Origin of the sequence: Brevundimonas basaltis, from assembly GCF_014202075.1 — a bacterium.
GTDB lineage: Bacteria > Pseudomonadota > Alphaproteobacteria > Caulobacterales > Caulobacteraceae > Brevundimonas > Brevundimonas basaltis.
This window is the reverse complement of the sequence record NZ_JACHFZ010000002.1, coordinates 372,839-398,427: the sequence shown is the minus strand read 5'-3', so window position 1 is coordinate 398,427 and position 25,589 is coordinate 372,839. Positions and strand designations below refer to the sequence as shown.

Annotated in this window: 24 protein-coding genes; 9 read left to right on the top strand and 15 right to left on the bottom strand. The window is 69.8% G+C overall.

Annotated features, from left to right (window positions below; translation table 11 throughout):
- Positions 1–35: 35 nt before the first annotated feature.
- Both HNQ67_RS06435 and HNQ67_RS06430 read left to right on the top strand, forming a co-directional pair.
- Positions 36–923: a hydrogen peroxide-inducible genes activator gene (locus HNQ67_RS06435; protein WP_183253544.1), complete on the top strand. Its 888-nt coding sequence runs from the start codon at positions 36–38 to the stop codon at positions 921–923.
- Positions 924–1,014: 91 nt separating this feature from the next.
- Positions 1,015–3,906, top strand: a complete 2,892-nt coding sequence (locus HNQ67_RS06430; protein ID WP_183253542.1) for a M16 family metallopeptidase — start codon at positions 1,015–1,017, stop codon at positions 3,904–3,906.
- Between the two features lie 3 nt (positions 3,907–3,909).
- On the opposite strand, the gene HNQ67_RS06425 is transcribed toward HNQ67_RS06430, so the two are convergent.
- The 4 genes from HNQ67_RS06425 to HNQ67_RS06410 form a co-directional block, all read right to left on the bottom strand.
- Positions 3,910–4,734 (bottom strand): S1 family peptidase, encoded by an 825-nt coding sequence (locus HNQ67_RS06425; protein ID WP_183253539.1) that lies wholly within the window; start codon positions 4,732–4,734, stop codon positions 3,910–3,912.
- A gap of 4 nt (positions 4,735–4,738) precedes the next feature.
- Entirely contained in the window at positions 4,739–5,182 is a 444-nt protein-coding gene (locus HNQ67_RS06420) for a DUF350 domain-containing protein (RefSeq protein ID WP_183253538.1), read from the bottom strand.
- A 149-nt stretch (positions 5,183–5,331) separates the two neighbouring features.
- On the bottom strand, positions 5,332–6,507 hold the full coding sequence (gene rlmN / locus HNQ67_RS06415) for a dual-specificity RNA methyltransferase RlmN (protein ID WP_183253535.1): 1,176 nt from the start codon (positions 6,505–6,507) through the stop codon (positions 5,332–5,334).
- 573 nt (positions 6,508–7,080) lie between these two features.
- Entirely contained in the window at positions 7,081–7,488 is a 408-nt protein-coding gene (locus HNQ67_RS06410) for a metallopeptidase family protein (protein ID WP_183253533.1), read from the bottom strand.
- A gap of 163 nt (positions 7,489–7,651) precedes the next feature.
- Between HNQ67_RS06410 and HNQ67_RS06405 the strand changes: the two genes are divergently transcribed.
- Positions 7,652–9,976: a sensor histidine kinase gene (locus HNQ67_RS06405; RefSeq protein ID WP_183253531.1), complete on the top strand. Its 2,325-nt coding sequence runs from the start codon at positions 7,652–7,654 to the stop codon at positions 9,974–9,976.
- Positions 9,977–10,121: 145 nt separating this feature from the next.
- Positions 10,122–10,973 carry an HAD family hydrolase gene (locus HNQ67_RS06400; protein WP_183253529.1) on the top strand — a complete coding sequence of 284 codons (852 nt, stop codon included), beginning with the start codon at positions 10,122–10,124 and terminating at the stop codon, positions 10,971–10,973.
- A gap of 2 nt (positions 10,974–10,975) precedes the next feature.
- On the opposite strand, the gene HNQ67_RS06395 is transcribed toward HNQ67_RS06400, so the two are convergent.
- Genes HNQ67_RS06395 through sdhC form a run of 7 tightly spaced genes read right to left on the bottom strand, consistent with a single transcriptional unit; the run spans position 10,976 to position 15,917 of the window.
- The gene (locus HNQ67_RS06395) at positions 10,976–11,305 is read right to left on the bottom strand and encodes a PilZ domain-containing protein (RefSeq protein ID WP_183253527.1); all 330 of its coding nucleotides are present in this window, start codon (positions 11,303–11,305) and stop codon (positions 10,976–10,978) included.
- Positions 11,305–12,111, bottom strand: a complete 807-nt coding sequence (locus tag HNQ67_RS06390) for a kinase (RefSeq protein WP_183253525.1) — start codon at positions 12,109–12,111, stop codon at positions 11,305–11,307. Before HNQ67_RS06390 ends, HNQ67_RS06395 begins: the two co-directional genes overlap by 1 nt.
- Before the next feature lie 2 nt (positions 12,112–12,113).
- Positions 12,114–12,434: a 2Fe-2S iron-sulfur cluster-binding protein gene (locus HNQ67_RS06385; RefSeq protein WP_183253523.1), complete on the bottom strand. Its 321-nt coding sequence runs from the start codon at positions 12,432–12,434 to the stop codon at positions 12,114–12,116.
- 2 nt (positions 12,435–12,436) lie between these two features.
- The gene (locus HNQ67_RS06380; protein ID WP_183253521.1) at positions 12,437–13,240 is read right to left on the bottom strand and encodes a succinate dehydrogenase iron-sulfur subunit; all 804 of its coding nucleotides are present in this window, start codon (positions 13,238–13,240) and stop codon (positions 12,437–12,439) included.
- Positions 13,240–15,024 carry a succinate dehydrogenase flavoprotein subunit gene (sdhA, locus tag HNQ67_RS06375; protein ID WP_183253519.1) on the bottom strand — a complete coding sequence of 595 codons (1,785 nt, stop codon included), beginning with the start codon at positions 15,022–15,024 and terminating at the stop codon, positions 13,240–13,242. The genes HNQ67_RS06380 and sdhA overlap by 1 nt, the downstream gene beginning before the upstream one ends.
- 3 nt (positions 15,025–15,027) lie before the next feature.
- Positions 15,028–15,435 carry a succinate dehydrogenase, hydrophobic membrane anchor protein gene (gene sdhD / locus HNQ67_RS06370; RefSeq protein ID WP_246347470.1) on the bottom strand — a complete coding sequence of 136 codons (408 nt, stop codon included), beginning with the start codon at positions 15,433–15,435 and terminating at the stop codon, positions 15,028–15,030.
- Positions 15,432–15,917 carry a succinate dehydrogenase, cytochrome b556 subunit gene (sdhC, locus tag HNQ67_RS06365; RefSeq protein ID WP_183253517.1) on the bottom strand — a complete coding sequence of 162 codons (486 nt, stop codon included), beginning with the start codon at positions 15,915–15,917 and terminating at the stop codon, positions 15,432–15,434. The genes sdhD and sdhC overlap by 4 nt, the downstream gene beginning before the upstream one ends.
- Before the next feature lie 180 nt (positions 15,918–16,097).
- Between sdhC and HNQ67_RS06360 the strand changes: the two genes are divergently transcribed.
- Positions 16,098–16,664: a hypothetical protein gene (locus HNQ67_RS06360; protein WP_183253515.1), complete on the top strand. Its 567-nt coding sequence runs from the start codon at positions 16,098–16,100 to the stop codon at positions 16,662–16,664.
- Here HNQ67_RS06360 and HNQ67_RS06355 read toward each other — a convergent pair.
- The gene (locus tag HNQ67_RS06355) at positions 16,648–17,073 is read right to left on the bottom strand and encodes an HIT domain-containing protein (protein ID WP_183254015.1); all 426 of its coding nucleotides are present in this window, start codon (positions 17,071–17,073) and stop codon (positions 16,648–16,650) included. The genes HNQ67_RS06360 and HNQ67_RS06355 overlap by 17 nt on opposite strands.
- 199 nt (positions 17,074–17,272) lie before the next feature.
- On the opposite strand from HNQ67_RS06355, the gene HNQ67_RS06350 reads away from it, so the two are divergent.
- Complete coding sequence (locus HNQ67_RS06350; protein ID WP_183253514.1) at positions 17,273–17,827, top strand: peroxiredoxin; 555 nt, start codon at positions 17,273–17,275, stop codon at positions 17,825–17,827.
- A gap of 204 nt (positions 17,828–18,031) precedes the next feature.
- Positions 18,032–18,565, top strand: coding sequence for an alkylhydroperoxidase, AhpD family (ahpD, locus tag HNQ67_RS06345; protein WP_183253511.1), 534 nt, complete (start codon positions 18,032–18,034; stop codon positions 18,563–18,565).
- A 3-nt stretch (positions 18,566–18,568) separates the two neighbouring features.
- Here ahpD and HNQ67_RS06340 read toward each other — a convergent pair whose 3' ends face one another.
- Positions 18,569–19,420 (bottom strand): glutamate racemase, encoded by an 852-nt coding sequence (locus tag HNQ67_RS06340; RefSeq protein WP_183253509.1) that lies wholly within the window; start codon positions 19,418–19,420, stop codon positions 18,569–18,571.
- A gap of 124 nt (positions 19,421–19,544) precedes the next feature.
- Between HNQ67_RS06340 and HNQ67_RS06335 the strand changes: the two genes are divergently transcribed.
- The gene (locus HNQ67_RS06335; protein ID WP_183253508.1) at positions 19,545–21,716 is read left to right on the top strand and encodes a M3 family metallopeptidase; all 2,172 of its coding nucleotides are present in this window, start codon (positions 19,545–19,547) and stop codon (positions 21,714–21,716) included.
- A 72-nt stretch (positions 21,717–21,788) separates the two neighbouring features.
- Here the strand turns inward: HNQ67_RS06335 and HNQ67_RS06330 are convergent, their stop codons facing one another.
- A complete protein-coding gene (locus HNQ67_RS06330) occupies positions 21,789–22,076 on the bottom strand; it encodes a UrcA family protein (protein WP_183253506.1) in 288 nt (95 codons plus the stop codon).
- Positions 22,077–22,211: 135 nt separating this feature from the next.
- The gene (gene ppc, locus HNQ67_RS06325) at positions 22,212–24,908 is read right to left on the bottom strand and encodes a phosphoenolpyruvate carboxylase (protein ID WP_183253504.1); all 2,697 of its coding nucleotides are present in this window, start codon (positions 24,906–24,908) and stop codon (positions 22,212–22,214) included.
- A 189-nt stretch (positions 24,909–25,097) separates the two neighbouring features.
- Here ppc and HNQ67_RS06320 point away from each other — a divergent pair, with 189 nt between their 5' ends.
- Positions 25,098–25,577, top strand: a complete 480-nt coding sequence (locus tag HNQ67_RS06320; RefSeq protein WP_183253502.1) for a hypothetical protein — start codon at positions 25,098–25,100, stop codon at positions 25,575–25,577.
- The last annotated feature ends 12 nt before the right edge of the window (positions 25,578–25,589 follow it).

Here is a 25,589-nt window from a genome sequence, read left to right as displayed (position 1 = left end):
TTTGATTTGCGGATAATGACGGCCTATCTGCGCCGATGCTCCCGACCCTGCGCCAACTCCACTATCTCAAGCTCCTCGCCGAGCACGCCTCGTTCAGCCGGGCCGCCGAGGCGGCCCATGTCAGCCAGCCGGCTCTGTCGGCCGGGGTGCAGGAGCTCGAGAAAATTCTCGGCGCGGCCGTGGTCGAGCGCACCCGGGGTAATGTCCAGTTGACCGCCGTGGGCGCCGAGGCCGTGCGGCGGGCGGAAGATGTGCTGGCGCGGACGGAGGATCTGGTGGAGGCGGCGAGAAACGCCGGCAAGCCGCTGTCCGGCCGGTTCCGCCTTGGCGTGATCCCGACTGTCGCCCCCTTTTTGCTGCCGGCTAAGCTGCCCGCGCTGAAAGACGCCTATCCGGCCCTGCGGCTGTTCATTCGCGAGGATCTGACGCCCCGTCTGGTGGCGGCCCTGAAGGCGGGGCAGCTCGACGCGGCGGTGATCGCCCTTCCCTATTCCGCTCATGGCATCGACCACGCCCGCATCGGCGATGACGAAATCCTGGCGGCGGCGCCGGTCGGCCACGCCCTCGCCGGCACGGGACCGATCCCGCCGGGGTCGCTGAAGGCAGAGGACCTGATCCTGCTGGAGGACGGTCACTGCCTGCGTGATCAGGCGCTCGCCGCCTTCGACATCGACCCCCCGAAGGGGGACGACGTGTTTGCGGCCACCTCGCTGCACACCCTCGTACAGATGGTGTCGTCGGGACTGGGCGTCAGCTTCCTGCCCGAGATGGCGGTGCGCGCGGGGCTCGCCGACATGCCGGGCGTGGTCGTGCGCCACATCTCGGCCAGGGCGCCGCGCCGCGAGATCGTCGTCGCCTGGCGCAGTGGCTCCAGTCGCGCGGCCGAGGCGAAACTGCTGGCCGAGGCGCTGCGGCTCGACTGAGCCCTCGCATTACGACTCCGTAAGGTGCGCCCGCTTTTCGCCCTGATAGGGTCGCCCTCGCCCGCCGTCCCGGGCGTCCGGAGCCGATCCCATGAAGTCCCGCCTGTTCGCCGCCGCCTCGATCTCCGCCCTGCTGATGGGTGTCGCCGCCTGCGCCACCGTCGATGCGCCGCCGGTGCAGGCCCCCGCCGCCGCATCGGCCCTGAGCTGCGAACCGGTCCCGGCCGCCGCTGACGTCGCGCCGGGCGAGGTTCCGCCGCTGGGCTTCCGCGAGTGCGTACTGCCGAACGGCCTGAAGGTCTTCACCCTCCGGGATGCCTCGACCTCCAATGTGACGGTCCAGGTCTGGTATCGGGTCGGCTCCAAGGATGATCCGGCCGGCCGTTCGGGCTTCGCCCACCTGTTCGAACATCTGATGTTCAAATCCACCGAGAACATGCCGACCGAGACCTTCGACCGGCTGACCGAGGACGTCGGCGGGTTCAACAACGCCTCCACCTGGGACGACTTCACCAACTACTACGAGGTGGTGCCCGCCAATCATCTGGAGCGGCTGATCTTCGCCGAGGCTGACCGGATGGGTTCGCTGGTCGTTGACGCCGACGTCTTCGCCTCGGAGCGGGACGTCGTGAAGGAAGAGTACCGCCAGAGCTATCTGGCCAATCCCTACGGCCGCTTCTTCGGCCTGTTCGCGCCCCAGACCATCTATCAGGACCATCCCTACCGGCGCCCCGGCATCGGCTCGATCGAGGAGTTGAACGCCGCCACGATCGAAGACGTGCGCCGCTTCCACGCCACCTACTACCGGCCCGACAACGCCGTGCTGATCGTCGCCGGCAATTTCGATCAGGCGCAGCTGGACGGCTGGATCGAGCAGTATTTCGCCGGCTTGACCAACCCGGACACGCCCCTGCCGGCCAACAACGTCAGCGAGCCTGAGCCGACAGGCCCGCGCGAGGCGACCTTCTACGGCGCCAACGTGCCGCTGCCGGCGGTGATGCTGGCCTGGCCGACCGTGCCCTACGGCCACCCGGATCGCGCCGCTCTCACCGTGCTGGACGGCATCCTGTCGACCGGCGAGAGCAGCCGCCTGTACCAGTCGCTGGTCTATGATCAGCAGATCGCGGCCCAGGCCAGCTCCAGCCCCGACTTCGCCCAGCAGGCGGGCAATCTGACCGCCTACGCCATCATGGCCGACGGCCAGACGGCGGACGCCGGCGTCGCCGCCCTGCGCGCCGAGGTGGCCCGTTTCCGCGATGAGCCGGTCAGCGCCGCGGAGTTGGCCGAGGCCCGGAACGAGCTGGTCGCCAACCTGCTGCGGCAGCGCGAGGGCGTCGACGACCGCGCCAATGCGCTCGGCTTCGCCCTGATGTGGGACGGCGAGGCCGCCGCCGCCGACCGCGAGGTCGCCGCGCTCCGGGCCGTCACCGCCGCCGACATCCAGCGGGTGGCCCGCCGCTATCTGACCGAGCAGCGCATGATCACCATGCGCTACCTGCCGGCCGACGAGGCCAATCCGCCCACCGAGGCGAACACCAACGTCGACGCCCCGGTCAACGTGGCCGACCTGGCCCCGGTCGGTGAGCCGACCGTGCTCCTGCCCGAGGGTCAGCGCGCCGCCATCCCGGCGCCGGGACCCGAGGTCTCTCCGGCCACGCCCGCCGTCGCCGACTTCCGTCTGGCCAACGGCCTGCGCGTTCTGGTCGCGCCGACCGAAGGCGTGCCGCTGATCTCCGCCCGCCTCGGCTTCGACGCCGGCACGCGTGATGACGGCGGCAAACCGGGTCTGGCCACCATGACGGCCGGCCTGCTGACCCAGGGCACCGCCACCCGCACAGCGCCGCAGATCGCCGCCGAGATCGAGGGTCTGGGCGCCACGGTCGGCGCCGGCGCCGGGGTGGACTTCACCAATGTCTACGCCAATGCGCCCGCCGAGGTCTTCCCGCAGACCCTGGCCCTGATGGCCGATGTGGTGCGCAACCCGGCCTTCGCCGCCGAGGAGCTGGAGCGCCAGCAGTCGCAGACGCTGGACGGCCTGCGCGTGGCCCTGAGCCAACCGGGCCAGATCGCCTCGCAATCGGTCGGCCGGGTCATCTACGGCGCCGCCCCCTACGGCGCACCGGGCTCGGGCACGATCACCTCGGTCCCGACCCTGACGCGCGAGGATGTGGTCGCCTTCCACCGCGACCGCTTCTCGCCGGCCGACGCGACCCTCGTCTTCTCGGGCGCGATCACTCCGGAGCAGGCCCGGACCCTGGCGGAACAGGCCTTCGGCGACTGGCGCGGAAACGACGCGGCCGCAGCGCGGGCGGATGATCCGGCCGGCGCTGCGCTGGCGCCCCGGGTGGTGGTCATCGACCAGCCCGGCGCGGGCCAGGCCGCGGTCGTGGTCGCCGCGCGCGGCGTGTCGCGCACCGACGCCGACTATTTCCCGCTGGCGCTGGGCAACACCCTGCTGGGCGGCGGCTATTCCTCGCGCCTGAACCAGGAAGTGCGGATCAAGCGCGGGCTCAGCTACGGCGCCGGGTCGTCGCTGGGCGCCCGGGCGGACGAGGGCCTGTTCACCGCCAGCGCCCAGACCCGCAACGACGCCGTGCCCGATGTCGCCGCGCTCATCCTCGAGGAGCTTGGCCGCATGGGTTCGGAACGCATTCCCGAGAGCGAACTGTCGCCGCGGCGGGCGGTGATGATCGGCGGCTTCGGCCGCTCGCTGGAGACCGTTGACGGCCTCGGCGGCTTCATCGCCAACCTGGCCCTGTATGATCTGCCGATGAGCGAGCTGGCGGCCTACGCCGGCAAGGTCCGGGCGGTCACGCCGGAGCAGATCGAGGCGGCCTTCGCCGGCCACCTGCCGGCCGCCGGCGCCAGCCTCGTCATCGTCGGCGACGCTTCGGTCTTCCTCGAGGCGCTGCGGGCCAAATACCCGGACCTGGAGGTCGTTCCCCTGACCGAGCTGAACCTGGACTCGGCGACGCTGCGGTAGGCCTCAGGCCGACAGGCAGACGACCTGGGCGACGCGGAGGTCGCGGCGCATCTCGTCGGCGACGAGACCGTAGTTCTCGATGTTGATGCGGCGTCCGGTGAGGGGCTCATCGGCCTTCTGCAGGCCACGCACGGCGGGAGCGAAGGTGTCGGGGGCGGTGGTGTAGATCCGGCCGCGGCGTGGGCTCTCGGCGATGGTCACGCCGACGGCGCGGCCCTGACGGTCCAGCACCGGGGCGCCGGAAAGGCCCGACAGGGTGCCGCCCAAGCGGTCGGTGCGGCCCACCTCGGCCCAGGCGAGAACGGGTTCGTCGCGCTGGTCCCGGCCCCGCACGCGCAGGGTCTCGCGGCCGAGCAGGCGAGAAGTCACCTCGCCGGCCCGGCCCTGGGGGTAGCCGGGATGGAAGGCCCGCTGGCCCTTGCGCAGGGGTTCGGTCACGGCCAGCGGCAGGGCCGCCGGCCCCCCGGCGGTCTGCAGCACGGCGATGTCGGCTCGGGGGGCGAGGCGGACGTCGGCGGCGACGGCGCGGCCGCCGCCGACCAGGATGGCCGGACGCCGGCAACCTTCGACGACATGGCGGGCGGTGACCCAGCGGCCCTCGCGGGCGATCGAGAAGGCGGTGCCGGAGGACGGCTGGAACGGGATGTCCGGGGCGTTGACAGTGACGGCGGGGTCGAAGGGGGTGACCGGCCCGAGCAGGGCGCCTTCCATCTCGTCCGGCGGCGGCGGGGCCGGCGGAGCGTCGGCGTTCTCGCGCTGGCCCAGCGACAGGCCGATCAGGGCGGCGAGGACGATGACGTAGACGACCCAGTCGGGCGGACGCGCCATCGGTTCAGCCGGTCAGGGCGGCGGCGAGGATGACCGCGGTCGCCAGCTTGGCCCCGACCAGCAGGACGGCGGCCGAGACCTCGCCTTCGCGGATGCGCTGGGGCAGGCCGGTGAGCAGCAGGTCGACGGTTCGGAACACCAGCAGCTGGAGCACCACCGTGGCCACGCCCCAGATCAGGATGTCGCGCACCGAGGTGGAGACGCTGAGGCTGACCGCCAGCGGGATGGCGAGGCCGACCAGCACGCCGGCGAAGGCCACCGAGGCGGCGGCGTTGCCCTCGCGGATCAGCCCGATCTCCTTCCACGGCGTCAGCATGGCGTAGATCACCGCGCCGGCGATCAGCAGGCCCAGCGTCACCGACAGATGGAGCACGGTGGTGGGAAAGCCCGTGGCGAAGGCCTGAACCTCGGGGCTTTCGAGCACGGCGGCGAGAGTCGGGGATTCCATGGCGGTCCGGGCGGCTGACACAGCAAGGCTGTGCCCCAATCCCGCCCTAATCCGCAAGCGCGTCAGCGCCACACTTGGTGAGGAATTGTTACGGCAGGACTTTGAGGGCTATCGCGCGTCGCGCCGCCTGAAGCCGGACCGGGCCTCCGTCAGGCCGCTTCGACGGTTCCGGCGGCGGCGGTCTGTTCGGCGCGGCGGACGCTGGCCCGGACCTTTTCGCTTTCGGACTTGAGCTGGCCGCAGGCGGCGAGGATGTCGCGGCCGCGAGGGGTGCGGATCGGCGAGGCGTAGCCGGCCTTGTTGAGGATGGCCGCGAAGCGCTCGATGGTCTTCCAGTCCGAGCATTCGTAGTCGGTGCCCGGCCAGGGATTGAACGGGATAAGATTGACCTTGGCCGGGATGCCCTCGATCAGCCTGAGCAGGGCGCGGGCCTCTTCGGGGCTGTCGTTGACGCCCTTGAGCATGACGTATTCGAAGGTCACCCGGCGGGCGTTGGACAGGCCCGGATAGGCCCGGATCGCCGCCAGCAGCTGTTCGAGATTGTACTTCTTGTTCAGCGGCACCAGCACGTCGCGCAGGGCGTCGTTGGTGGCGTGCAGGGAGATCGCCAGCATGGCCTGGGTGCGGGTTCCTAGCGCGTCGAGCTGAGGGACGACGCCCGAGGTCGAAACCGTGATCCGGCGGCGGGACAGGGCGATGCCCTCGTTGTCGGAGATGATGTCGATGGCGTTCGACACATGGTCCAGATTGTAGAGCGGCTCGCCCATGCCCATGAAGACGATGTTCGACAAGCGGCGGTCTTCCTTGGGCGACGGCCACTCGCCGAGGTCGTCGCGGGCGACCTGGACCTGGGCCACGATCTCGGCGGCGGTCAGGTTGCGGACCAGCTTCTGGGTGCCGGTGTGGCAGAAGGTGCAGTTGAGGGTGCAGCCGACCTGCGACGACACGCACAGGGCGCCGGCGCGGCCGACGTCGGGGATGTAGACGGTCTCGATCTCGATGCCCGGGGCGGTGCGGATCAGCCATTTGCGGGTGCCGTCCTTCGACACCTGGCGCTCGACGATCTCGGGGCGGGCGAGGGTGAAGGCCTCGGCCAGTTTCGCCTGCATGTCCTTCGCCACATTGGTCATCGCCGCGAAGTCGGTGACGCCGTAGTGGTGGATCCAGCCCCACACCTGCGAGGCCCGCATCTTCGCCTTTTCGGGCGGGCAGACCCCGGCGTCGATCAGCGCCTGACGCAGTTCGCCGCGCGTCAGACCGGATAGGTTGACGGGGGCCGCCGGGGCGGTCGCTGACGTGCGAGAAAGGTCGAGCGTGAGGCTCAAGGCTGCATCCTTGGGTGGCGGGAGGCGCGGCTTATACCACAGATCGGGCTGGTTTTAAGGCCGGGGCGGCCGCCGGGCGCCGACTAAAAAAACGGTGTGGCGGAGTCGGCAGAGTCGGCAGGGTCGCGGTGGAAATTCATGATGGCAGAGTCGGCAGAGTCTACATCCTCAAATGGCGAGCGCCTGCGGCGGCGGTCGGGGGATTTGATTGTCAAAGACCGCGGCAACGGACACCCGCCCATTATACGCCGGCTGTCTCCTCAGGCGGATTGATGACGCTGTCGCCGGGACGTTGTGACGGGAAAACAGCAGGTTGGTCGCTGAAAGTATGATGGCTGGCGGCGGATTTGCAGCGCAGCAATTGCCTTTCGTCATCCTCCGGCGAGCGCAGCGAGACCGGGGGACCCAGCGGCGCCGAAGGCGATCTGTTCGGGCAGGCTGTCGTGAACAGCGGCGCTCCCCGACAGGGTCGCGCTATTGCGCGCCGCTGGGTCCCCCGGTCTGCGCGGCTGCGCCGCTTGCCGGAGGATGACGAAAGAGGGGCAGGGAGCGCTCCATCCTTGCTCCAGCCCCTCAGTCCGCCCCATCCTCGATGTGGTGGATCTGGTCGTCATCGAGGCCGAAATGGTGGCCGATCTCGTGGATCAGGACGTGGGCGATGATTTCGGACAGGCCGACGTCGCCGCGCTCGCACCATTCGTCGAGGATCGGACGGCGGTAGAGGAAGATGCGGCTGGCCTCGGGCGCCGGGCCCATGCCGTCGCGCAGGCCGATATCGACGCCGTGATAGAGGCCGGTCAGCTCGAACGGGTCCTCCATCTCCATCATCGCCAGGGTCTCCTCGTCGGCGAAGTCGTCGACGCGGATGAGCACGTCGCCGGCCAGCGAGCGGAACGGCTCCGGCAGGGCGTCGAACGCCTCGCGCGCCAGCCGGGCGAAGTCGTCGAGGGAGGGGGCGGTCTGGTCGGTCCAGTCGGTCATGGGCACCAGGGGCTAAGGGCTAGGGGCTAGGGGCCAAGGGCTAGGGAGAGGTGACGTGGGAAACGTACACGGGCGGATCAATTCCCCTTAGCTCCTAGTCCCTAGCCCCTAGCCCCCCATCAGGTATGGTTACCGAATCACGCCGGGGAGCTGACCAGACCAGATGGCCGAGGCCGACATCGCCTATGTCGCGACTGCGGGCGCCGCGGGCCTTGCGCTGGCGCTCAGCGCCTGGGCGGCGCGGCTGCGCGGGCGGCTGGCCCGGCGCGCCGATGCGGCCGAGACCGACCTGGCCGCCGCGCGCGCCGCTTTGGCCGACCGGGACGGGGCGCTGGCGGCGTTCGAGGACGCGCGGCTGGCCCTGACGCCGGACGGCCAGACGACCCGGCTGGGCGCGGCGGCGGCGTGGACCGCCATCACCCGCGAACTGGCCGGTCAGGAAGGCCCCGAGGTCGATCCGGCGCTGGTGGTGCTCGACGCGGTTCGGGCCACAGCGGGGCCGCGGCTGGACGCCCTGATCGACCAGGGCGAGCCGTTTGACACGATTCTGGACGGTCCCGGCGGGGCCTGGGCGGTCGAGGGCCGGTCGTCGGCCGGGGCGGCGTGGCTGCGGCTGTCGCGCCTGGGGCTGATCGGCACGGCGGCCGAGAGCGGGCTGGGGATGCTGGCCGACGCCTATCCCGCCCCGACATGGATCACCGACGCGGCCGGACGGCTCGCCTGGGCCAACAGGGCGTGGCTGGCCGAGATGAAGGCCGACAGTATCGACGCCGCGCGCGAGAAAGGCCTCAGTTTCGACCGGGGGGCCGACACCATCGTGGCCGAGGCCGGCCGGCTGCATCAGCGGCAGGAAGGCTTCCGCTGGACCACCGGCGGCGGCCGACGGCGGGCGTGGCGGATCGTGGCCGAACCGGCGCCGGGCGGGGCGGGCGCAGTTTTGGCCTTTGCTCTCGACATGACCGAGGCTGAGGAGACCCGCGACACCCTGCGCCGCCACGTGGAGGCCCATGACGAGACGCTGAACCACCTCGCCGACGCGGTCGCCATCTTCGGCCCGTCCAAGCGGCTGGCCTTCCACAACACCGCCTTCCAGCAGCTGTTTAACATCGATCCGGCCTGGCTGGACGAGCGGCCGACCCACGCCGAGTTGCTGGACCGGCTGCGCCAGCGCCGGCTGCTGCCCGAGGTCATCGACTACGCCGGCTGGAAGGCCAATGAGCTCGACTTCTACGGCGCCGCCGAGGCCGCGCCCGACGACAGCTGGTCCCTGCCCGACGGCCGGACGTTGCGAGTGGTGCGTCAGCCGCACCCGCTGGGCGGCGTGCTGCTGCTGTTTTCGGACATCACCGACGAGCTGCAGCTGCGCAGCCGGTTCAACGCCCAGATCCAGGTGCAGACGGCGACGCTGGACAAGCTCAACGACGCCGTGGCGGTGTTCGGCTCGGACGGCCGCATCCGCCTGCACAACGAGGCCTTCGACGCCTTCTGGGGCATCAGCGGCGAGGCGCTGGACGCCGCTGGGGATTTCGACGCCGTAGCCGCCCTGTGCCACGCCACCATGCCGGACCCGGCCCTGTGGCTGGGGCTGAAGGCGCGGGTGGCCGACCCCGATCCCGAGAGCCGGGTGCCGATCTCGGGCGAGGGGCGGACGGCGGACGGGCGCATCGCCTCGTGGCAGACCCGGCCCCTGCCCGACGGCGCGACGCTGGTGGCCTTCTCGGACATCACAGCCCGGCGCGGACTGGAGCAGGCGCTGGCCGCCAAGGCCCAGGCGCTGGAGGAATCCACCGCCCTGAAGCGCGAGTTCGTGGGTTCGGTCAGCTATGAGCTGCGCACGCCGCTGACCACCATCGTCGGCTATTCCGAACTGCTCGAGATGCAGCCCGGTCTGCCGGAACGCAGCCGCCAGCACGCGGGGGCCATCCGCGTCGCCGCCAGCCAGCTGGCCGGGTCCATCGACGACGTGCTCGACATGGCCCAGATCGACGCCGGAGAGATGGAGCTGACGCTCGGCGACGTGCGGGTAGGCGACCTGCTCGACGAGGCGGCGGACAAGGTGCGCGAGCGGATCGAAGGGCGCGGCGCGAGCCTGACCGTGACCTGCCCCGCGGCGATGAAGCCGATCCGGGCCGACGCCCAGCGGGTCGGGCAGGCGCTGGGGTATCTGCTCGACAACGCCGCCCGCGCCGTGTCGGAGGGCGGGGCCGTGACTCTCATCGCCGAAGCTGCGCCGGCCGAGGTCCGCATCCGCGTCGAGGACACCGGACGCGGGATTCCCTATCATCTGCAGGCCCACGTCTTCGACCGGTTCGTCAAGCGCGAGCGCGGCGGGCCGGGGGTCGGCCTGGCCCTGGTCAAGGCCTTGGTCGAACTGCACGGCGGCTGGGCCGAGGTGGAGAGCGAGCCGGGCAAGGGCGCGGCCTTCATCCTGCACCTGCCGCTGGAGGCCGAGAGCGCGGCGGCGGCGCCGGAGTTGCGGCTGGGGTAGGGGCGAGGGCTTAGGGCTTAGGGCTTAGGGCTTAGGAATTTGGGATTAGGAGAGCAGGGACAGCCGGGGTGGGTGTCCAAAGGCGTGGCCGGGCGTTATCCCCGTCACGAAGCCCCAAGCCCTACGACCTTCCCTGGACCCTCCAATGGCCAAGCCCCTGAAAACCGCCCTGATCTACGACTTCGACGGCACCCTGGCGCGGGGCAATATGCAGGAGGTCACCTTCATCCCCTCGGTGGGGATGGATATCGGCGACTTCTGGGGGGCGGCCGACACGCTGACCCGCGAGGCCGACGGCGACAACATCCTGATGTACATGCAGCTGATGCTGCAGCGGGCGCGCGAGAACGAGCAGCCCATCACCCGCAAGCTGCTGGCCGAACACGGCGAGGACGTGAAGCTGTTCGACGGGCTGAGGTCCGACCTGACCGGCAAGGGCTGGTTCGACCGCATCAACGCCATCGGCGCCAAATACGGGCTGGAGATCGAGCACTACATCATCTCGGCCGGGCTGGAGGAGATGATCGACGGCTGCCCGATCCGGCCCGAGTTCCGGCACGTGTTCGCGTCGAAATTCGTCTACGACGACAACGGGGTGGCCATCTGGCCGGCGGTCGGCGTCAACTACACGACCAAGACCCAGTACCTCTTCCGCATCAACAAGGGGGTGCTGAACCACTGGGAGCACGAGAAGATCAACCGCTTCATGGCCGACGACGACCGGCCGGTGCCGTTCGAACGGATGATCTTCCTCGGCGACGGCGATACCGACGTGCCGACCATGAAGATGATGCACACCAAGGGCGGCTTCTCGATCGCCGTCTACGACCCACGCAACTCCGACCGCGACCAGCAGAAGATCTACGGCCTGATCTCGGAGGACCGGGTCAATTTCGTCGCCGCCGCCGACTATCGCGAGGGCTCGGCGCTGGACCTGATCGTCAAGGGGCTGATCGGGCGGATCGCCATCAACGCGGGGACGCTGGCGGCGGTTTGAGGCTAGCGCCCGCCGGCCCTCTGCAGGGCGGCGCGGGCGGCGGCGAGGCGGGAGGGCACCAGGCCGCGCAGGGACGAGGGGGCGCCGAGGCGTTTGACGCCGGCCTCCTGCCCCTTGCGCCAGACCACCTGGGCCTCGACCACCGTGGCCTGGGCGATGTCGATGATCGCCACCTGTCCCGGCAGGGCGAGGTTGCGGTCCAGCCGCAGCCGCGCGCCCGAGCCGGACTGGTCGACGATCAGACACGGCAGTTCCAGACCGGGCGCGAGCACGAGACCGCGCACGCTGGCGGGGGAACGGGGCTGCAGCCGGCGGTCTTCGGGACGGTCCATCAGGGAATAGCTATCGGCTGGCGGTTTCGATCCAGCTTCACCGTCACGTCGGCGCGGACGCCGCCGTCGAGCATGCGCCGGGTGATGCGCTCGAAATACTGGATGAAGCCGGCAAGACGCCGGCGCTCGTCGGCGGGCAGGTCGCGCGGCGCGACGCCGAGCAGGTCGGCCTCCTGCTCACAGCGCCAGTCCAGCACCACGTCGAAACCGGGCGCTTCGAGAAACAGGATGGCGTCGAACCGCTCGGCGAACTCGGCATAGGCGCCGGCGACCGACCGGTTGACCGCCTGCCGCCAGACGCCGTCGGGGTCGTGGTTCCGCTCCAGCGCATTGACCGGTTCGGCCAGTGCGGCCTCGTCCTCGGGCAGGGCGCCGAGACACCAGGCGTCGACGAGAATGGCCTTGGGCCGTCCCGAGTAGATGCGCCAGTCGCGGATCGGACGGCGGTCGTCGCCGCGCTTGTCGAACTCGGGAATCAGCACCTTGTCGTCGGGCCGCGCCGTGGTCAGCGATTTGATCAGCCGGGTCAGCAGGCGGAGATCGTGCGTCCCCGGCGGGCCGCGGGTCAGGAACAGCGGGTGGACCTCCTCGGCCATCATTTCGCGCCGGGCCTTGGTCAGATAGACGTCGTCGATCGAGATCTGCGCCGCCCCGAAGGTCTCGGCCGCCTCGCGCGCGAGGGTGGTCTTGCCCGACCCCTGGGCCCCGACGATGCCGATCAGCGGCGGCCGCTCCCACGGCCCCTCGACGATCAGCCGGCCGACCCGGTCGATCAGGCGCGGATCGGCGCGGCCCGGGGGGGTCATGCTCAGTGCTGGTTTTCGGGCAGACGCACGATCAGGCCGTCCAGATCGTCGGAGACCCGGATCTGGCACGAGAGGCGGCTGTTCGGCTGAACGTTCTCGGCGAAGTCCAGCATCGACTCCTCCATCGCCGAGGCGCGGCCGGTCTCGGCCTGGAAGGCCTCGTCGACATAGACGTGGCAGGTGGCGCAGGCGCAGGCCCCGCCGCAGTCGGCGTCGATGCCCGGCACATTGTTGCGGATCGCCCCCTCCATCACGGAGAGGCCGTTCTTGACCTCGACGACATGCTCGCGGCCGTCGTGCTCGATGTAGGTGATCCGAGCCAAGATCAGACCGCCGCTTCCGTCTTCTTCCGGCTCGGCGAGACCATCAGCTTCTTGGTCTCGGCGATGGCCTTGGCCGGGTTGAGGCCCTTGGGGCAGACCTGGGCGCAGTTCATGATGGTGTGGCAGCGGTAGAGCTTGAACGGGTCCTCGAGGTCGTCGAGGCGCTTGTCCGTGGCGTCGTCGCGGCTGTCGGCGATCCAGCGGTAGGACTGCAGCAGGGCGGCCGGGCCGAGGTATTCGGTCTGGTTCCACCAGTAGCTCGGGCACGAGGTCGAGCAGCAGGCGCACAGGATGCACTCATAGAGGCCGTCCAGTTTGGCGCGCTCTTCCGGCGTCTGCAGGCGCTCGGTCTCCGGGTCCGGCTCATCGGACTGGAGGTAGGGCTCGATCGAGTCGTACTGGGCGTAGAACAGGGTCAGGTCGGTGACCAGATCCTTGACCACCGGCTGGTGCGGCAGGGGCGCGATCGAGATGGTCGAGGACGAGCACTCCTCCCAGCCCTTGGTGCAGGCCAGGGCGTTGCGGCCGTCGATGTTCATCGAGCAGGAGCCGCAGATGCCTTCGCGGCACGAGCGCCGGAACGACAGGGTCGGGTCGATCTCGTTCTTGATATGGATCAAGGCGTCCAGCAGCATCGGGCCGTGGTCGTCGGCCGAGACCTCATAGACGTCCCAGCGCGGGTCGGCGTCGACCTCGGGATCGTAGCGATAGACCTTGTAGGTCTTGACGTTCGTCGCGCCTTCGGGGGCCTTGTGGACCTTGCCCTTGGAGGGCTTGGAGCCTTTGGGGAGAGTCAGCTGGACCATCAGTACACCCGGGCCTTGGGTTCGATGTAATCGATGTCCTTCGACATCGTGTAGTTATGGACCGGGCGGTAGTCGATCTTGACCGGCTCGCCCGGGACCTTCCACGACAGGGTGTGCTTCATCCAGTTCGCGTCGTCGCGGTCGGGATAGTCCTCGCGGGCGTGGGCGCCACGCGACTCGGTGCGGTTGGCCGCGCTCTCGATGGTGACCAGCGCCTGATCGATCAGGTTGTCGTATTCGAGGGTCTCGACCAGGTCGGTGTTCCAGATCAGGCCGCGATCGGTGGTGCGGATGTCGTCGCCGGCGGCGTGGATGGCGCGGAGCTTGGCGACGCCCTCATCCAGCGTCTTGCCGGTGCGGAACACGGCGGCGTCGGACTGCATGGCGCGCTGCATGTCGATGCGCAGCTTGGCGGTCGGGGTCGAGCCCGAGGCGTGGCGGAAGCGGTCGAGGCGGGCCAGGTGGGCGTCGGTCGCCGAGACGGGGGCGTCGGGAACCTTCGAGGCCTTGTCGACCGTCTCGCCGCAACGCAGGCCGGCGGCGCGACCGAAGACCACCAGGTCGGTCAGGCTGTTGGAGCCGAGGCGGTTGGCCCCGTGCACCGAGACGCAGGCCGCCTCGCCGACGGCCATCAGGCCCGGCACGACGGTGTCGGCGTTGTCGCCGACCTTGGTCAGGACCTCGCCGTGATAGTTCGTGGGGATGCCGCCCATGTTGTAGTGGACGGTCGGCAGCACCGGGATCGGCTGTTTGGTGACGTCGACGCCCGAGAAGATCTTGGCGCTCTCTGAGATGCCCGGCAGCCGCTGGTGCAGGATGGCCGGGTCGAGGTGGTCGAGGTGCAGGTGGATGTGGTCCTTGTTCGGACCGACGCCGCGGCCTTCGCGGATCTCGATGGTCATGGAGCGGCTGACCATGTCCCGCGGGGCCAGGTCCTTCACGGTCGGCGCATAGCGCTCCATGAAGCGCTCGCCCTCGGAATTGGTCAGATAGCCGCCCTCGCCGCGCGCGCCCTCGGTGATCAGGCAGCCGGCGCCGTAGATGCCGGTCGGGTGGAACTGGACGAACTCCATGTCCTGCAGCGGCAGGCCGGCGCGCAGCACCATGGCGTTGCCGTCGCCGGTGCAGGTGTGGGCGCTGGTGGCCGAAAAATAGGCGCGGCCGTAACCGCCGGTCGCCAGGATGACCATCTTGGCGCGGAAGCGGTGCATCTCGCCGGTGTCGAGCTGCAGCGCGGTGATCCCGGTGCACGCCCCGCCCTGCATGATCAGGTCGAGGGCGAAATATTCGACGAAGAACTTCACCTCGCGCCGGACCGACTGGCCGTAGAGGGTGTGCAGGATGGCGTGGCCGGTGCGGTCGGCGGCGGCGCAGGTGCGCTGCACCGGGCCCTCGCCGAAATTGCGGGTCATGCCGCCGAAGGCGCGCTGGTAGATCTTGCCCTCGTCGGTGCGCGAGAAAGGCACGCCCCAGTGCTCGAGCTCGTAGACGGCCTTGGGCGCGTTGCGCACCAGGTATTCGATGGCGTCCTGGTCGCCGAGCCAGTCCGACCCCTTGACGGTGTCGTACATGTGCCACTGCCAGCTGTCCTCGCCCATGTTGCCGAGCGAGGCGGAGATGCCGCCCTGGGCCGCGACGGTGTGCGAGCGGGTCGGGAAGACCTTGGTGACGCAGGCGACCTTCAGCCCCTGCTGGGCGGCGCCGAGGGCGGCACGCAGGCCGGAGCCGCCGGCGCCGACGACGACGACGTCATACTCATGGTCGATGAATTCGTAAGCGGCCAACGATCAGGCTCCGAAACCGGCCGGCAGCGGGGCCGAGCCCAGCGCCAGTCGCACGATGAAGAAGACGCCCGCGGCGGCGATCACGACGCAGAGCAGGCCGATGACCGTCAGCAGGGCGGTCCGCGAGGCGGGCTTGTGGATGTAGTCGTCGACGATGACCTTGAGCCCCATGTTCATGTGCCACAGGCTGACCAGCAGGGTCACCGCCAGCAGGGTTGCATTGACCGGCGAGCGGAACCACTCGAGCGCCCCGTCGTAACCGGCGCCCGACATCATCCAGCCGCTCCACAAGCCCCACAGGGTCAGCGGCACGAGGATCAGCGACGACAGCCGCTCCTGCACCCATTCCCCCGCGCCGTGACGCTCGGAGACCTTGACGCCCTTGACGTAGCTTTTTGTCAGCCGGCTCAAAGGACGACCCTCCCCGAGGTGAACAGCAGGACCCAGACCAGCACCGCCAGCGCCACGCCGCCGACGATCGAAAGCCACGACAGGACATCGGCCGTCTTCGGCGTCAGGCCCTCACCCGCGTCCCAGATCAGATGACGGACGCCGCCCGCCAGGTGGATGCACAGGGCGACGGTCAGACCGAACCAGACCAGCAGGCCGAGCGGCGAGCCCATCCAGGCGGTGTAGGTCGCATAGGCGTCGGGCCCGAAGGCCAGGGCCGCCAGCCAGGCCGCGACGAACAGGGCGCCGACCGACAGGGCGCCGCCGGTGATCCGGTTGAGGATCGAGGCCAGCATGGTCACATGCCAGCGCCAGACCTGAAGATGGGGCGAAAGCGGGCGGACGCGGCCGTTGGGCTGGCGCACGAAACGACCGGTCTGGTCCTGGCCAGAGTTGGGGGTCGGATCGTGGGAGGCGTCGCCCGGCAGGGGGGAGATCGACATATGCGAATGGTTCTCAGAAACCTGAGCGAAATCAGCCGCTCGAAATCGGTGATCAGGCTTTAGTCCAGCGGCGCCGCAGGGGTCAACGAACGGTCGGCGGGTGCGACGACAACGAAGCCGAATTCGCGAAATCGGGGCGGTCGCTTTGCCAGCCGGCGGCGAAATCGGCACAGTGAGGTCATGTCGGGAATGCTGATCGCCGCGCTGGCCGGGCTGATGACGCCGCAGGCCGCGCCCAGTCCGTCGAGTCTGGAGCTCTATCAGGCTCCGGTGATCCGTCCGTTCGAGCCGGGAGCGGACTTCGGCCGAGAAATGGCCGAGGGCGACGCGGCGAGTCCGGCCCGTCGCCGGAGGCTCACCGCCCCCGTCACGGTGGAGGCCTACCGGGGTTCCTATGAGGCGACCCCGACCGATATCGAGATCGCCTATGAACAGGGGGTCGCGTCGGCCGAGCGGCGCGCCGATCAGACCGCCGGCCCCCTCGACGGGCTGTGGCGGATCAGCGACGCGGACGGACGGCCTCTCTATGAGGTTCTGCTGATGGACCCGGGCGTCGGGCTGGTCGAGGGCGGTTGGCGCGACGGCCGCGACGCCGGCGGGGCTGTCTCCGACGGGCGCACCCTGACGCTGGAAGGCCTGGCGTCGGGGGACGGCGTCATCGTGCTGGACCGCGCGGGCGAGGGCTGGCGCGGGCGGCTGACCGCGGACGGCCAGACCCGGTTGGTGACGATCACCCGGCCTGACTGAGGCGGATGCGCGAGACCGCCGCCTGCAGGGCCCCGGCGCCGTAAGGCAGGACCTTGCCCCGGCCCCAGACGGGATCGGGCCACAGGGCGTCGTCGTGACGGCGTCCCACGACATGGACATGAAGCTGGGCCGTGACGTTTCCGAGGGCGGCGACATTGAGCTTCTCCACCGGGCGGTGGACGGCCTCGCCCAGCATGCGGACCACGGCGCCCGCCCGGACGACCTCCGCCATCAGGACAGCGCAGTCGGCCTCTCCCAGGTCCTCGAGTTCATGCAGGGCCTCCCGGCGCGGGATCAGGATCAGCCACGGAAAACGGGCGTCGTCCTGCAACCGCACCTGACACAGCGGCCAGTCGCACACCACCACGGAGCCGGCGTCGAAGGCGGGATCGGCTTTGAACGACGTGATCATGTCTCCCGGTCGCCCGGCCTTGCGCATGCGTCAAGCCTGACCACCGGCAGGCTATGGTTGCGATAGATAAAATCTATCGATCATTTGCGTTTCCAATCATTGACTTTGTGCAATGCAACCGCCAATTCGCGGTTGCGGCGCCGCTCCCCCGGCGCTCCAGAGCTTCCATATTTCAGAACCATCAGGAGAACAGCGCATGCTGGGCGTCGGTCAGAAACTGCCGGAATTCAAGATCACGGGCGTGAAGCCGGGCTTCAACAGCCACGAGGAAAACGGCGTCTCGGCCTTCGAGGCGATCACCAACGAGAGCTTCGAGGGCAAGTGGAAGGTGATCTTCTTCTACCCGAAGGACTTCACCTTCGTGTGCCCGACCGAGATCGCCGAGTTCGCCTCGCTGGCGCGCGATTTCGATGACCGCGACACCGTGGTGCTGGGCGGCTCGACCGACAACGAATTCGTCAAACTGGCCTGGCGCCGCGACCACGCCGACCTGTCGAAGCTGCCGATCTGGCAGTTCGCCGACAACGGCGGCAAGTTCGCCCGCGCCCTCGGCGTGCTTGACGAGGACGAGGGCGTCGCCCTGCGCGCCACCTTCGTGGTCGACCCGCACAACGTCGTGCAGCACGTCTACGTCACCAACCTGAACGTCGGCCGCGCCCCGGCCGATACGCTGCGCGTCGTCGACGCCCTGCAGACCGACGAGCTGTGCGCCTGTAACCGCCCGGTCGGCGGCGAGACGCTCGCTGCGTAAAGGCGGCTGATCGAGCGATGGAAGGCGGCGGTGTCCGCATCGCCGCCTTTTCGCTGCTCGCTTGTTTTTTTGGGCGCTATCGGCCGCGACCCGGTCGCGTCCTGCTTGAGCGCGGTCGCGCCGGGCCAATCTTCTTCACGCACAGATTCGGGCTCAAGCAGCGAGCGGCCGCGCCGCGAGCGTTAGCCCCCAAGGAGACATCCCATGTCGGTAGACACCCTGCGCGACCTCATCCCCGCCTACGCCAAGGACATCTCGCTGAACCTCGGTTCGCTGGCGTCCGAGACGGTGCTGAACGACCAGCAAAAATGGGGTTGTTTCCTCGCCTCGGCCCACGCGATCGGCGTGGCGCCGGTGGTCAAGGCGATCGAGGCCCAGGCCGCCGCCGTGCTGTCGCCCGAGGCGCTGAACGCGGCGAAGTCGGCCGCCGCCATCATGGGCATGAACAACATCTACTACCGCGCGCTGCACCTGATGAAGAACAGCGAGTACACCACCATCCCGGCCCGGCTGCGCATGAACGTGCTGGCCAATCCGGGCGTGCCGAAGATGGACTTCGAACTGTGGTCGACGGCGGTCAGCGGCATCAACGGCTGCGGCGCCTGCCTCGACGCCCACGAGGGCGAGCTGCGCAAGCACGGCGTGCCGGCGACGCAGGTGCAGGCGGCGCTGCGCATCGGCGCCGTGGTCCACGCCGCCAGCCGCATCGTCGCCTCGGAAGCGGCGCTGGCGGGCTGAGGTTCAGGCCGCGCTGAACGTGAGCGGCGCGCCCCAGAACCGGGCCACCAGTTCGGACTGTGGGCCAGGCGCGCCGCTGGTCAGGAAGTCCCGCCGCCCGGCGCCGCCCAGCGCGTATTCGGGGTGGCGCGCGAAATAGCGGTCGAGCGCGTCGGCCACGGCGGTCGGCTGGTGGATCACCGGCGTCCCCTCCGGCAGGGCGGCGGCGAACAGGTCGGCGACGATCTCGTAGTGGGTGCAGCCGAGGATGGCCTTGTCCGGATGGCGGCCGATGCGGCGGCGCAGGGCCTCGACGTGGTCGTTGACGACGACCCTCAGCTCGTCCGCCGGGGCCCCCAGTTCGATCAGGCCCGCGAGGCCGGGGCAGGGTTCGGAGAAGACGGCCAGATCCTCGCGCCGCTTGTCGATCTCGATCTCGTAGACCCGGCTCATGGCGGTGGCGGCGGTGCAGAACACGCCGGTGACCTCCAGCGCTTCGATCTTGTCCCCCAGACGCTCGGCTTCATAGGTCCAGGGCAGGCCGGTCGCCGCCTCGATGGTCGGGACGATGATGCCCAGCACATTGATCGGCCGCCCGTGCCGCGCCCGCGCTTCGGGCACCCAGCTCTGCTGCAGGCGACGCAGGGCGATGGCGCTGGCGGTGTTGCAGGCGAGGACGATGACATTGGCCCCGGCCTCGAACAGCCGCTCGCAGCCGGCCCGGGTCAGATCGACGATCTCCTCGCCGGCGCGTCCGCCATAGGGGGCGTGGATCTGATCAGCGAGGTAGACGAAGTCCCGATCGGGGAATCGCCGGGTCAGCTCGCGATGGACCGTCAGCCCGCCCACGCCGGAGTCGAATACGCCAATGGCCATGGCGGCGGTGTTAGCGGCGACATCCAGTCGCGTCCACGTCGAAGATTAAGGTCCGTTCAGGTGACAGTCAGCCGCCGGAAGGCCTATCTAGACGACAACGACCTGAACTGACGGAGCCACATCCATGCATAGACGCCAACTCCTCATCGCCGGGGGCAGCCTGTTCGCCCTGTCGGCGTGCGCCACAGACGGCATGGACATGGGCGGCGCCTCGCCCGCCGGACTGGCCGAGGACGCCCGCATCGCCCGCGCCGTTCTGCCCACCCAGACGCCCCGCGCGGAACTGCTGCAGCCGTGGACCGGGCCCTACGAGGGGGTTCCGCCGTGGGACAAGGTCACGCCGGCCAAGCTGCGCGCGGCGATGCTGGAAGGCATCGAGCTGCAGCGCGCCGAGATCGCGGCCATCGCCGACAACCCCGAGCCGCCGACCTTCGCCAACACCCTGGTGCCGTACCAGATGGCCGGCGAGCCGCTGGACCGGGCCTCCAGCCTGTTCGGCGTGATGACCCAGAACATCGGCTCGGACGACTACCAGGCCGTCGACACCGAGCTGTCGCCCCTGCTGTCCGCCGCCGGCGACGAGATCACCTTCAACGAACGGCTGTTCGCCCGCATCAAGACGGTGGCCGACAACGCCGTCCAGGCCGGGTTGACGCCGACGCAGACGCGGGTCGCCGAGCGCACCCGCGACGCCTTCGTGCGCAACGGCGCGGCCCTGAACGCCGCCGGCAAGGCCGAGCTGGGCCGGATCAACACCGCCCTGTCGAACGCCTTCACCAGCTTCAGCCAGAAGGTGGTCGCCGACGAGAACACCTTCACCCACATCCCGAACGAGGCCGGGGTGGCCGGGCTGCCGGCGTCGAACAAGGCGGCCGCCGCCGCGGCAGCGCGCAGTCGCGACCTGACCGGCTACGCCATCGTCAACACCCGCTCCAGCGTCGATCCCTTCCTGTCCTTCGCCGACAACCGCGGCCTGCGCGAGACGGTGTGGCGCAAGTTCGTCAACCGGGGCGACAACGGCGACGGCAACGACACCAACGCCCTGATCGCCGAGATCGTGAAGCTGCGGGCCGAGCGCGCCCGCCTGCTGGGCTTCGCCAACCACGCCGAATGGCGGATGCAGGACACAATGGCCAGGACCCCCGCCGCCGCCATGGACCTGATGAACCGGGTCTGGGCGCCGGCCAAGGCGCGGGTGACCGAGGAGGTGGCCGACATGCGCGCCATCGCCGGCCACGACATCGAGCCGTGGGATTACCTGTACTACGCCGAGAAGGTCCGGAAGCAGAAATACGACCTCGATCAGAACGAGCTGAAGCCGTATTTCGAGCTGAACAACGTCAAGCGCGGCGCCTTCTACATGGCGGAGCGGCTGTACGGTTACGAGTTCACGCCCCTGCCCAAGGGCACGGTCCCGGTGTTCCACCCGGACGTCGAGGTGTTCGAGGTCAAGGACAAGGCCAGCGGCCGTCACGTCGGCCTGTTCTACTCCGACGACTTCGCCCGGTCGGGCAAGCGCTCCGGCGCATGGATGACCAGCTACCGCCTCGGCTACGGCTATGACGGCGGCGGCAACCACCTGGTTTCGAACAACAACAACTTCATCAAGGCCGAGAGCGGCCAGCCGATTCTGATCTCGCTGGACGACGCCGAGACCCTGTTCCACGAGTTCGGCCACGCCCTGCACTATCTGTCGTACAACATCGACTATCCGGCCCTGGCCGGCACGCCGCGCGACTACGTCGAATATCCGTCGCAGGTGCACGAGCACTGGGTGCTGAGCCGCCCGATCCTCGACGGCTTCATGAAACACGTCGAGACCGGGCAGGCGATGCCGCAGTCGCTGGTCGACAAGGTCGAGGCCGCCGCCACCTTCAACCAGGGCTACGCCACGGTCAGCTATCTGTCCTCGGCCCTCGTCGACATGGACCTGCACACCCGGGCCACGCCGCCGACCGACATCGACGCCTTCGAGCGCGAGAGCCTGGCGCGCTACGGCATGCCGAAGGAGATCGTGATGCGGCACCGCCTGCCGCAGTTCAATCACCTGTTCACGTCGGACGCCTATTCGGCGGGCTATTACAGCTACCTCTGGTCCGAGGTCATGGACGCCGACACCTGGGCCTATTTCGAGGAGTCGGGGGACGTCTTCAATCCGGACATCGCCGCCCGCTACAAGTCGATCATCCTGTCGGAGGGCAATTCCTCGGACCGCGGCGAGGCCTATCGCCGCTTCCGCGGCCGCAACCCGGACGTGGCCGCCCTGCTGCGCGTGCGGGGTTTCCCGACCAACTGATGGCCCGCCGCCTGAGCGCGGCGAGAGAGGCCAAGGGCCCGGCGGAGCGATCCGCCGGGCCTTTTTGCTGGTTCAGGCCACCAGCGGGACACGGCTGAGGGCGTAGTCGACCTGGGCGGCGCCGGGCAGCCGGGTGACCGCCTCGTCGCGAACGGCGGCCTGACAAGCCGCACGCCCGCCGATCATCGGCGTGTTGCGGCACAGCTTGCGGGCGGCGACGCGGACCCGCCGGTCGAAGGCGTCGGCTCCGGCGGCGGTGGACAGGTCCAGATCGCCCCAGCGAATGCGGGCCTCCTGGGCGGAGGCCGAACCGGCGGCGGTGACGATCAGAACGGCGACGAGAGAAGCGAGGGTTTTCATCATTGATCTCCTGCGGGGAGGGCGTCGCTCCTTGGCGGCGACGGTGCGGGAGATACGGCCACGCTGTTGCGGCCCGATGTGGATTTCGCGGCGGAATAGCGACGCTGGATGAATTCGCGGAAATCTGAACGTCGATCAGCCGCTGTTGCGCAGGCCCGCGGCGACGCCGTTGAGCGCCAGCAGGATGCCCTCGCGGACGCGCGGATCGTCGTCCCCGGCGCGCCGGCGACGGATCAGTTCGATCTGCACATGGTTGAGCGGCTCGACATAGGGCATGCGCAGCCGGATCAGCCGCTCCAGCTCGGGCTGGCCGGTCAGCAGGGCCTCCTGGCCGGTGATGGCCAACACCGCCGCCTCGGTCCGATTCCATTCCTCGACGATGGCGCCGTGGATGCGGTCGGCCAGCGCGCGGTCGGGAACCAGATCGGCGTAGCGGCGGGCGATGGTCAGGTCGGCCTTGGCCATGACCATCTCCATGTTCTGCACCAGGGTCCGGAAGAAGGGCCACTCGCGCGCCATGACCCGCAACTCCTCCAGATCGGCCCCCCCGGCCGCCGAGCCGAAGCCGAACCAGCCGGGCAGCATGACCCGCGACTGACTCCAGCTGAACACCCAGGGGATGGCGCGCAGATCCTCGATCGCGGTGGACGAGGTTCGCGAGGCGGGACGGGAGCCGATCTTCAGGTCGGCGATCTCGGCGATCGGGGTGGCGGCGCGGAAATAGTCGACGAAGCCGGGGGTCTCGTAGACCAGCGCCCGGTAAGCGGCCATGGACGCCCGCGACAGGGCGGCGGCCGTCTCGCCGTGACGGGCCGTGAAGGTCTCGTCGGCCGGCGGTTTCAGCGAGGCCAGCAGGACGCCGCCGGTCAGGGCGTCGAGGTTGCGGCGCGCGATCTCCGGCTCGCCGTATTTGTTGGCGATGACCTCGCCCTGTTCGGTGACGCGGATGCGACCGGCCACCGTGCCCTGCGGCTGGGCCGCCACCGCGGCGAAGCTGGAGCCGCCGCCGCGGCCGACCGCGCCGCCGCGGCCGTGGAACAGCTGCAGGCGCAGGCCCGCGGCGTCGGTCACCTCCAGCAGGGCGAGCGAGGCCTCGTGCAACTCCCAGGTCGAGGTCAGGTAGGAGCCATCCTTGTTGGAGTCGGAATAGCCCAGCATCACCTCCTGGACGCCCCGGGCCCGGGCGACGGCGAGGGCGGCGGGTTCCTGCAACAACCGCTCGAGCGTCGCCCGGGCGGCGCGCAGGTCGTCGATGGTCTCGAACAGGGGCGCGGCCTGGATCGGGCAGGCGGCGGGATCTTCGGGCCGGTAGAGACCGACCTCCTTGAGCAGCAGATAGACTTCGAGCAGGTCCGAGGCGGCGTCGGTCTTGGAGACGACGTGGGTGCGGATCGCCTGCGGCCCGAACAGGCGCAGGGCCTCGGCCGCGGCCTGCAGGATGCCGCGCTCCTTCAGCGTCTCGTCGGCGTAGCCGGCGAACGGGCTGAACAGCAGCCGGCCCGAGGCCAGTTCTGCCGCCAGCAGCGCCAGCCGGGCCTCTTCGTCCAGCGCCAGGTAGTCGTCGCAGACGCCGGCCACCTTCAGCAGATCGGCGACGACCCGTTCGTGCACATCGGCGTTCTGGCGCAGGTCGACGGTCGCCATATGGAAACCGAACACGTCGGCGGCGGTGATCAGCCGGGTCAGGCGGTCGTCCGCGAAGACCGCGCCGTGGTTGGCGATCAGGCTGTCGCGGAGCACCGCCAGATCCTTCCGGAACGCCGTCGGCCCGGCGTAGGGCGCGGCGTCGAAGGCGGCGGCGCGCGGCGCAGGCTGACCGGTCAGCACCGGATGCGTCGCCGCCAGCCGGGCGTAGATCTCGCTCAGGGCGCGGCGGTAGGGCTCGTCGGCCCGGTGCGGCGAGCGGTCGCCCGAGGCGCCGGACAGGGCCGCCAGCTCCGGCGAGATGGCGCTGAGCGAGCCGGACAGGCTGAGCTCCGCGCCCAGGGCGTGGACCTCGTCCAGATAGTGGCGGAGCGCGGCGCGGGCCTGGGTACGGAAGGCGGCGGTCAGCACCGCGCCGTCGACGTTCGGATTGCCGTCGCGGTCGCCGCCGACCCAGCTGCCGATACGGATGAAGGGGGCCAGATCCGGCGCGTCGAGCCGACGGCGCCAGTCGGCCAGCTGGGCCGGGGCGACGCGCAGGAAGACGCGCTCGAGGAAGGAGACGACGGTGTCGACCTCGTCCTGCACCACCAGTCCCGCCTGCCGCACCAGCCGGGTGGTCCACAGAATGACCGTCTGACGGCGCAGGCCGGCGGTCATCACATCGGGCGCGCAGGCCAGACTGTTCCGGTCGCAGGCGTCCAGCAGGTCCGAGACGGCGGCGATGCGGTCGATGACGCTCTTGCGCCGCACTTCGGAGGGGTGGGCGGTCAGCACCGGCGATATCAGGGCCCCGGCGAGCAGCTCGCGCACCTCTCCAAGGCTGACACCCATGTCCGACAATCGCTTCAACGCGCCCTCAGGCGTGTCGGCGCGGGCCCCCGCCGCGGCCTGATCCTGCGCCCGCCGCTTGCCGGCCCGGTCCTCGGCGACGTTGGCCAGCAGCGAGAAGACCGCGAAACCGTGGGCCAGCCCCACGGCCTGATCCAGAGACAGCTCGCCCAGCAGCCGCTCCAGCCGGGCCGCGTCCTCGGGGCCCGCGTCGCGATGCCAGGCGACCGAGGCCTGACGCACCGCCTCGATCCGGTCGTAGAGGTCCTGCCCGCCCTCGTCGCGAATGACCTCGCCCAGCAGGCCGCCCAGAAGGCGGACCTCATCGCGCAGTTGGTCGTCGGCGGCAGGGGACATGTTCAGGACTTCCGTGGAACGGCGGGAACGAAACCCTACAGGCCGCCGCGGCTCGTGGCATCCCGCTGCGCCCGACAGAAACCGAATGTGCATCCAGCCCGTCGGACGGGGCATGGCCGCGCTTGATTGCGACCTTGGCCGAAAGGGCGGATAGTGCCGTCACATGCCGCCAGTCAGGGAATCCCCGGGATGAACGACGTCGCCTCCAGGCCGAACCCCCGGTCGATGCTGATCCGACTCGGCCTCGCGATCCTTGTGGCGGCCCTGCTGTTCGGGGCCGGCTATCTGACCCGGGACGTGCCCGCCCGCGGCGCCATCGGCGAGGCCCGGACGGCCCGTGAAGCCGCCGAAACCGATCTCCGGACCCGGGTCACGGCCAATCAGCTGCTGACCGCCAACGTCTGGGTTTACCGGGCCGCGGCCGCGCTGGACGATCGCAATTTCGGGGTCGCCAACGACGCCATGGGCGAGGCTGTGGCGGCGCTGGAAGCGGTGGAGCTGCCCGAGGGCGACCCGCTGCAGGCCGGCGTGGCCGAGGCGCTGACGGCGGCGAAGAACCTGAACATCTCGGTCGCCAGCAACCTGGAGCCGCAGCGCGAGGCCCTGCTGAACCTCGCCCGGCGGGTAACCGCCCTGGCCGAGCAGTCCCAGGCCCGCACCGACGCCTGATCGGCCCGCTAG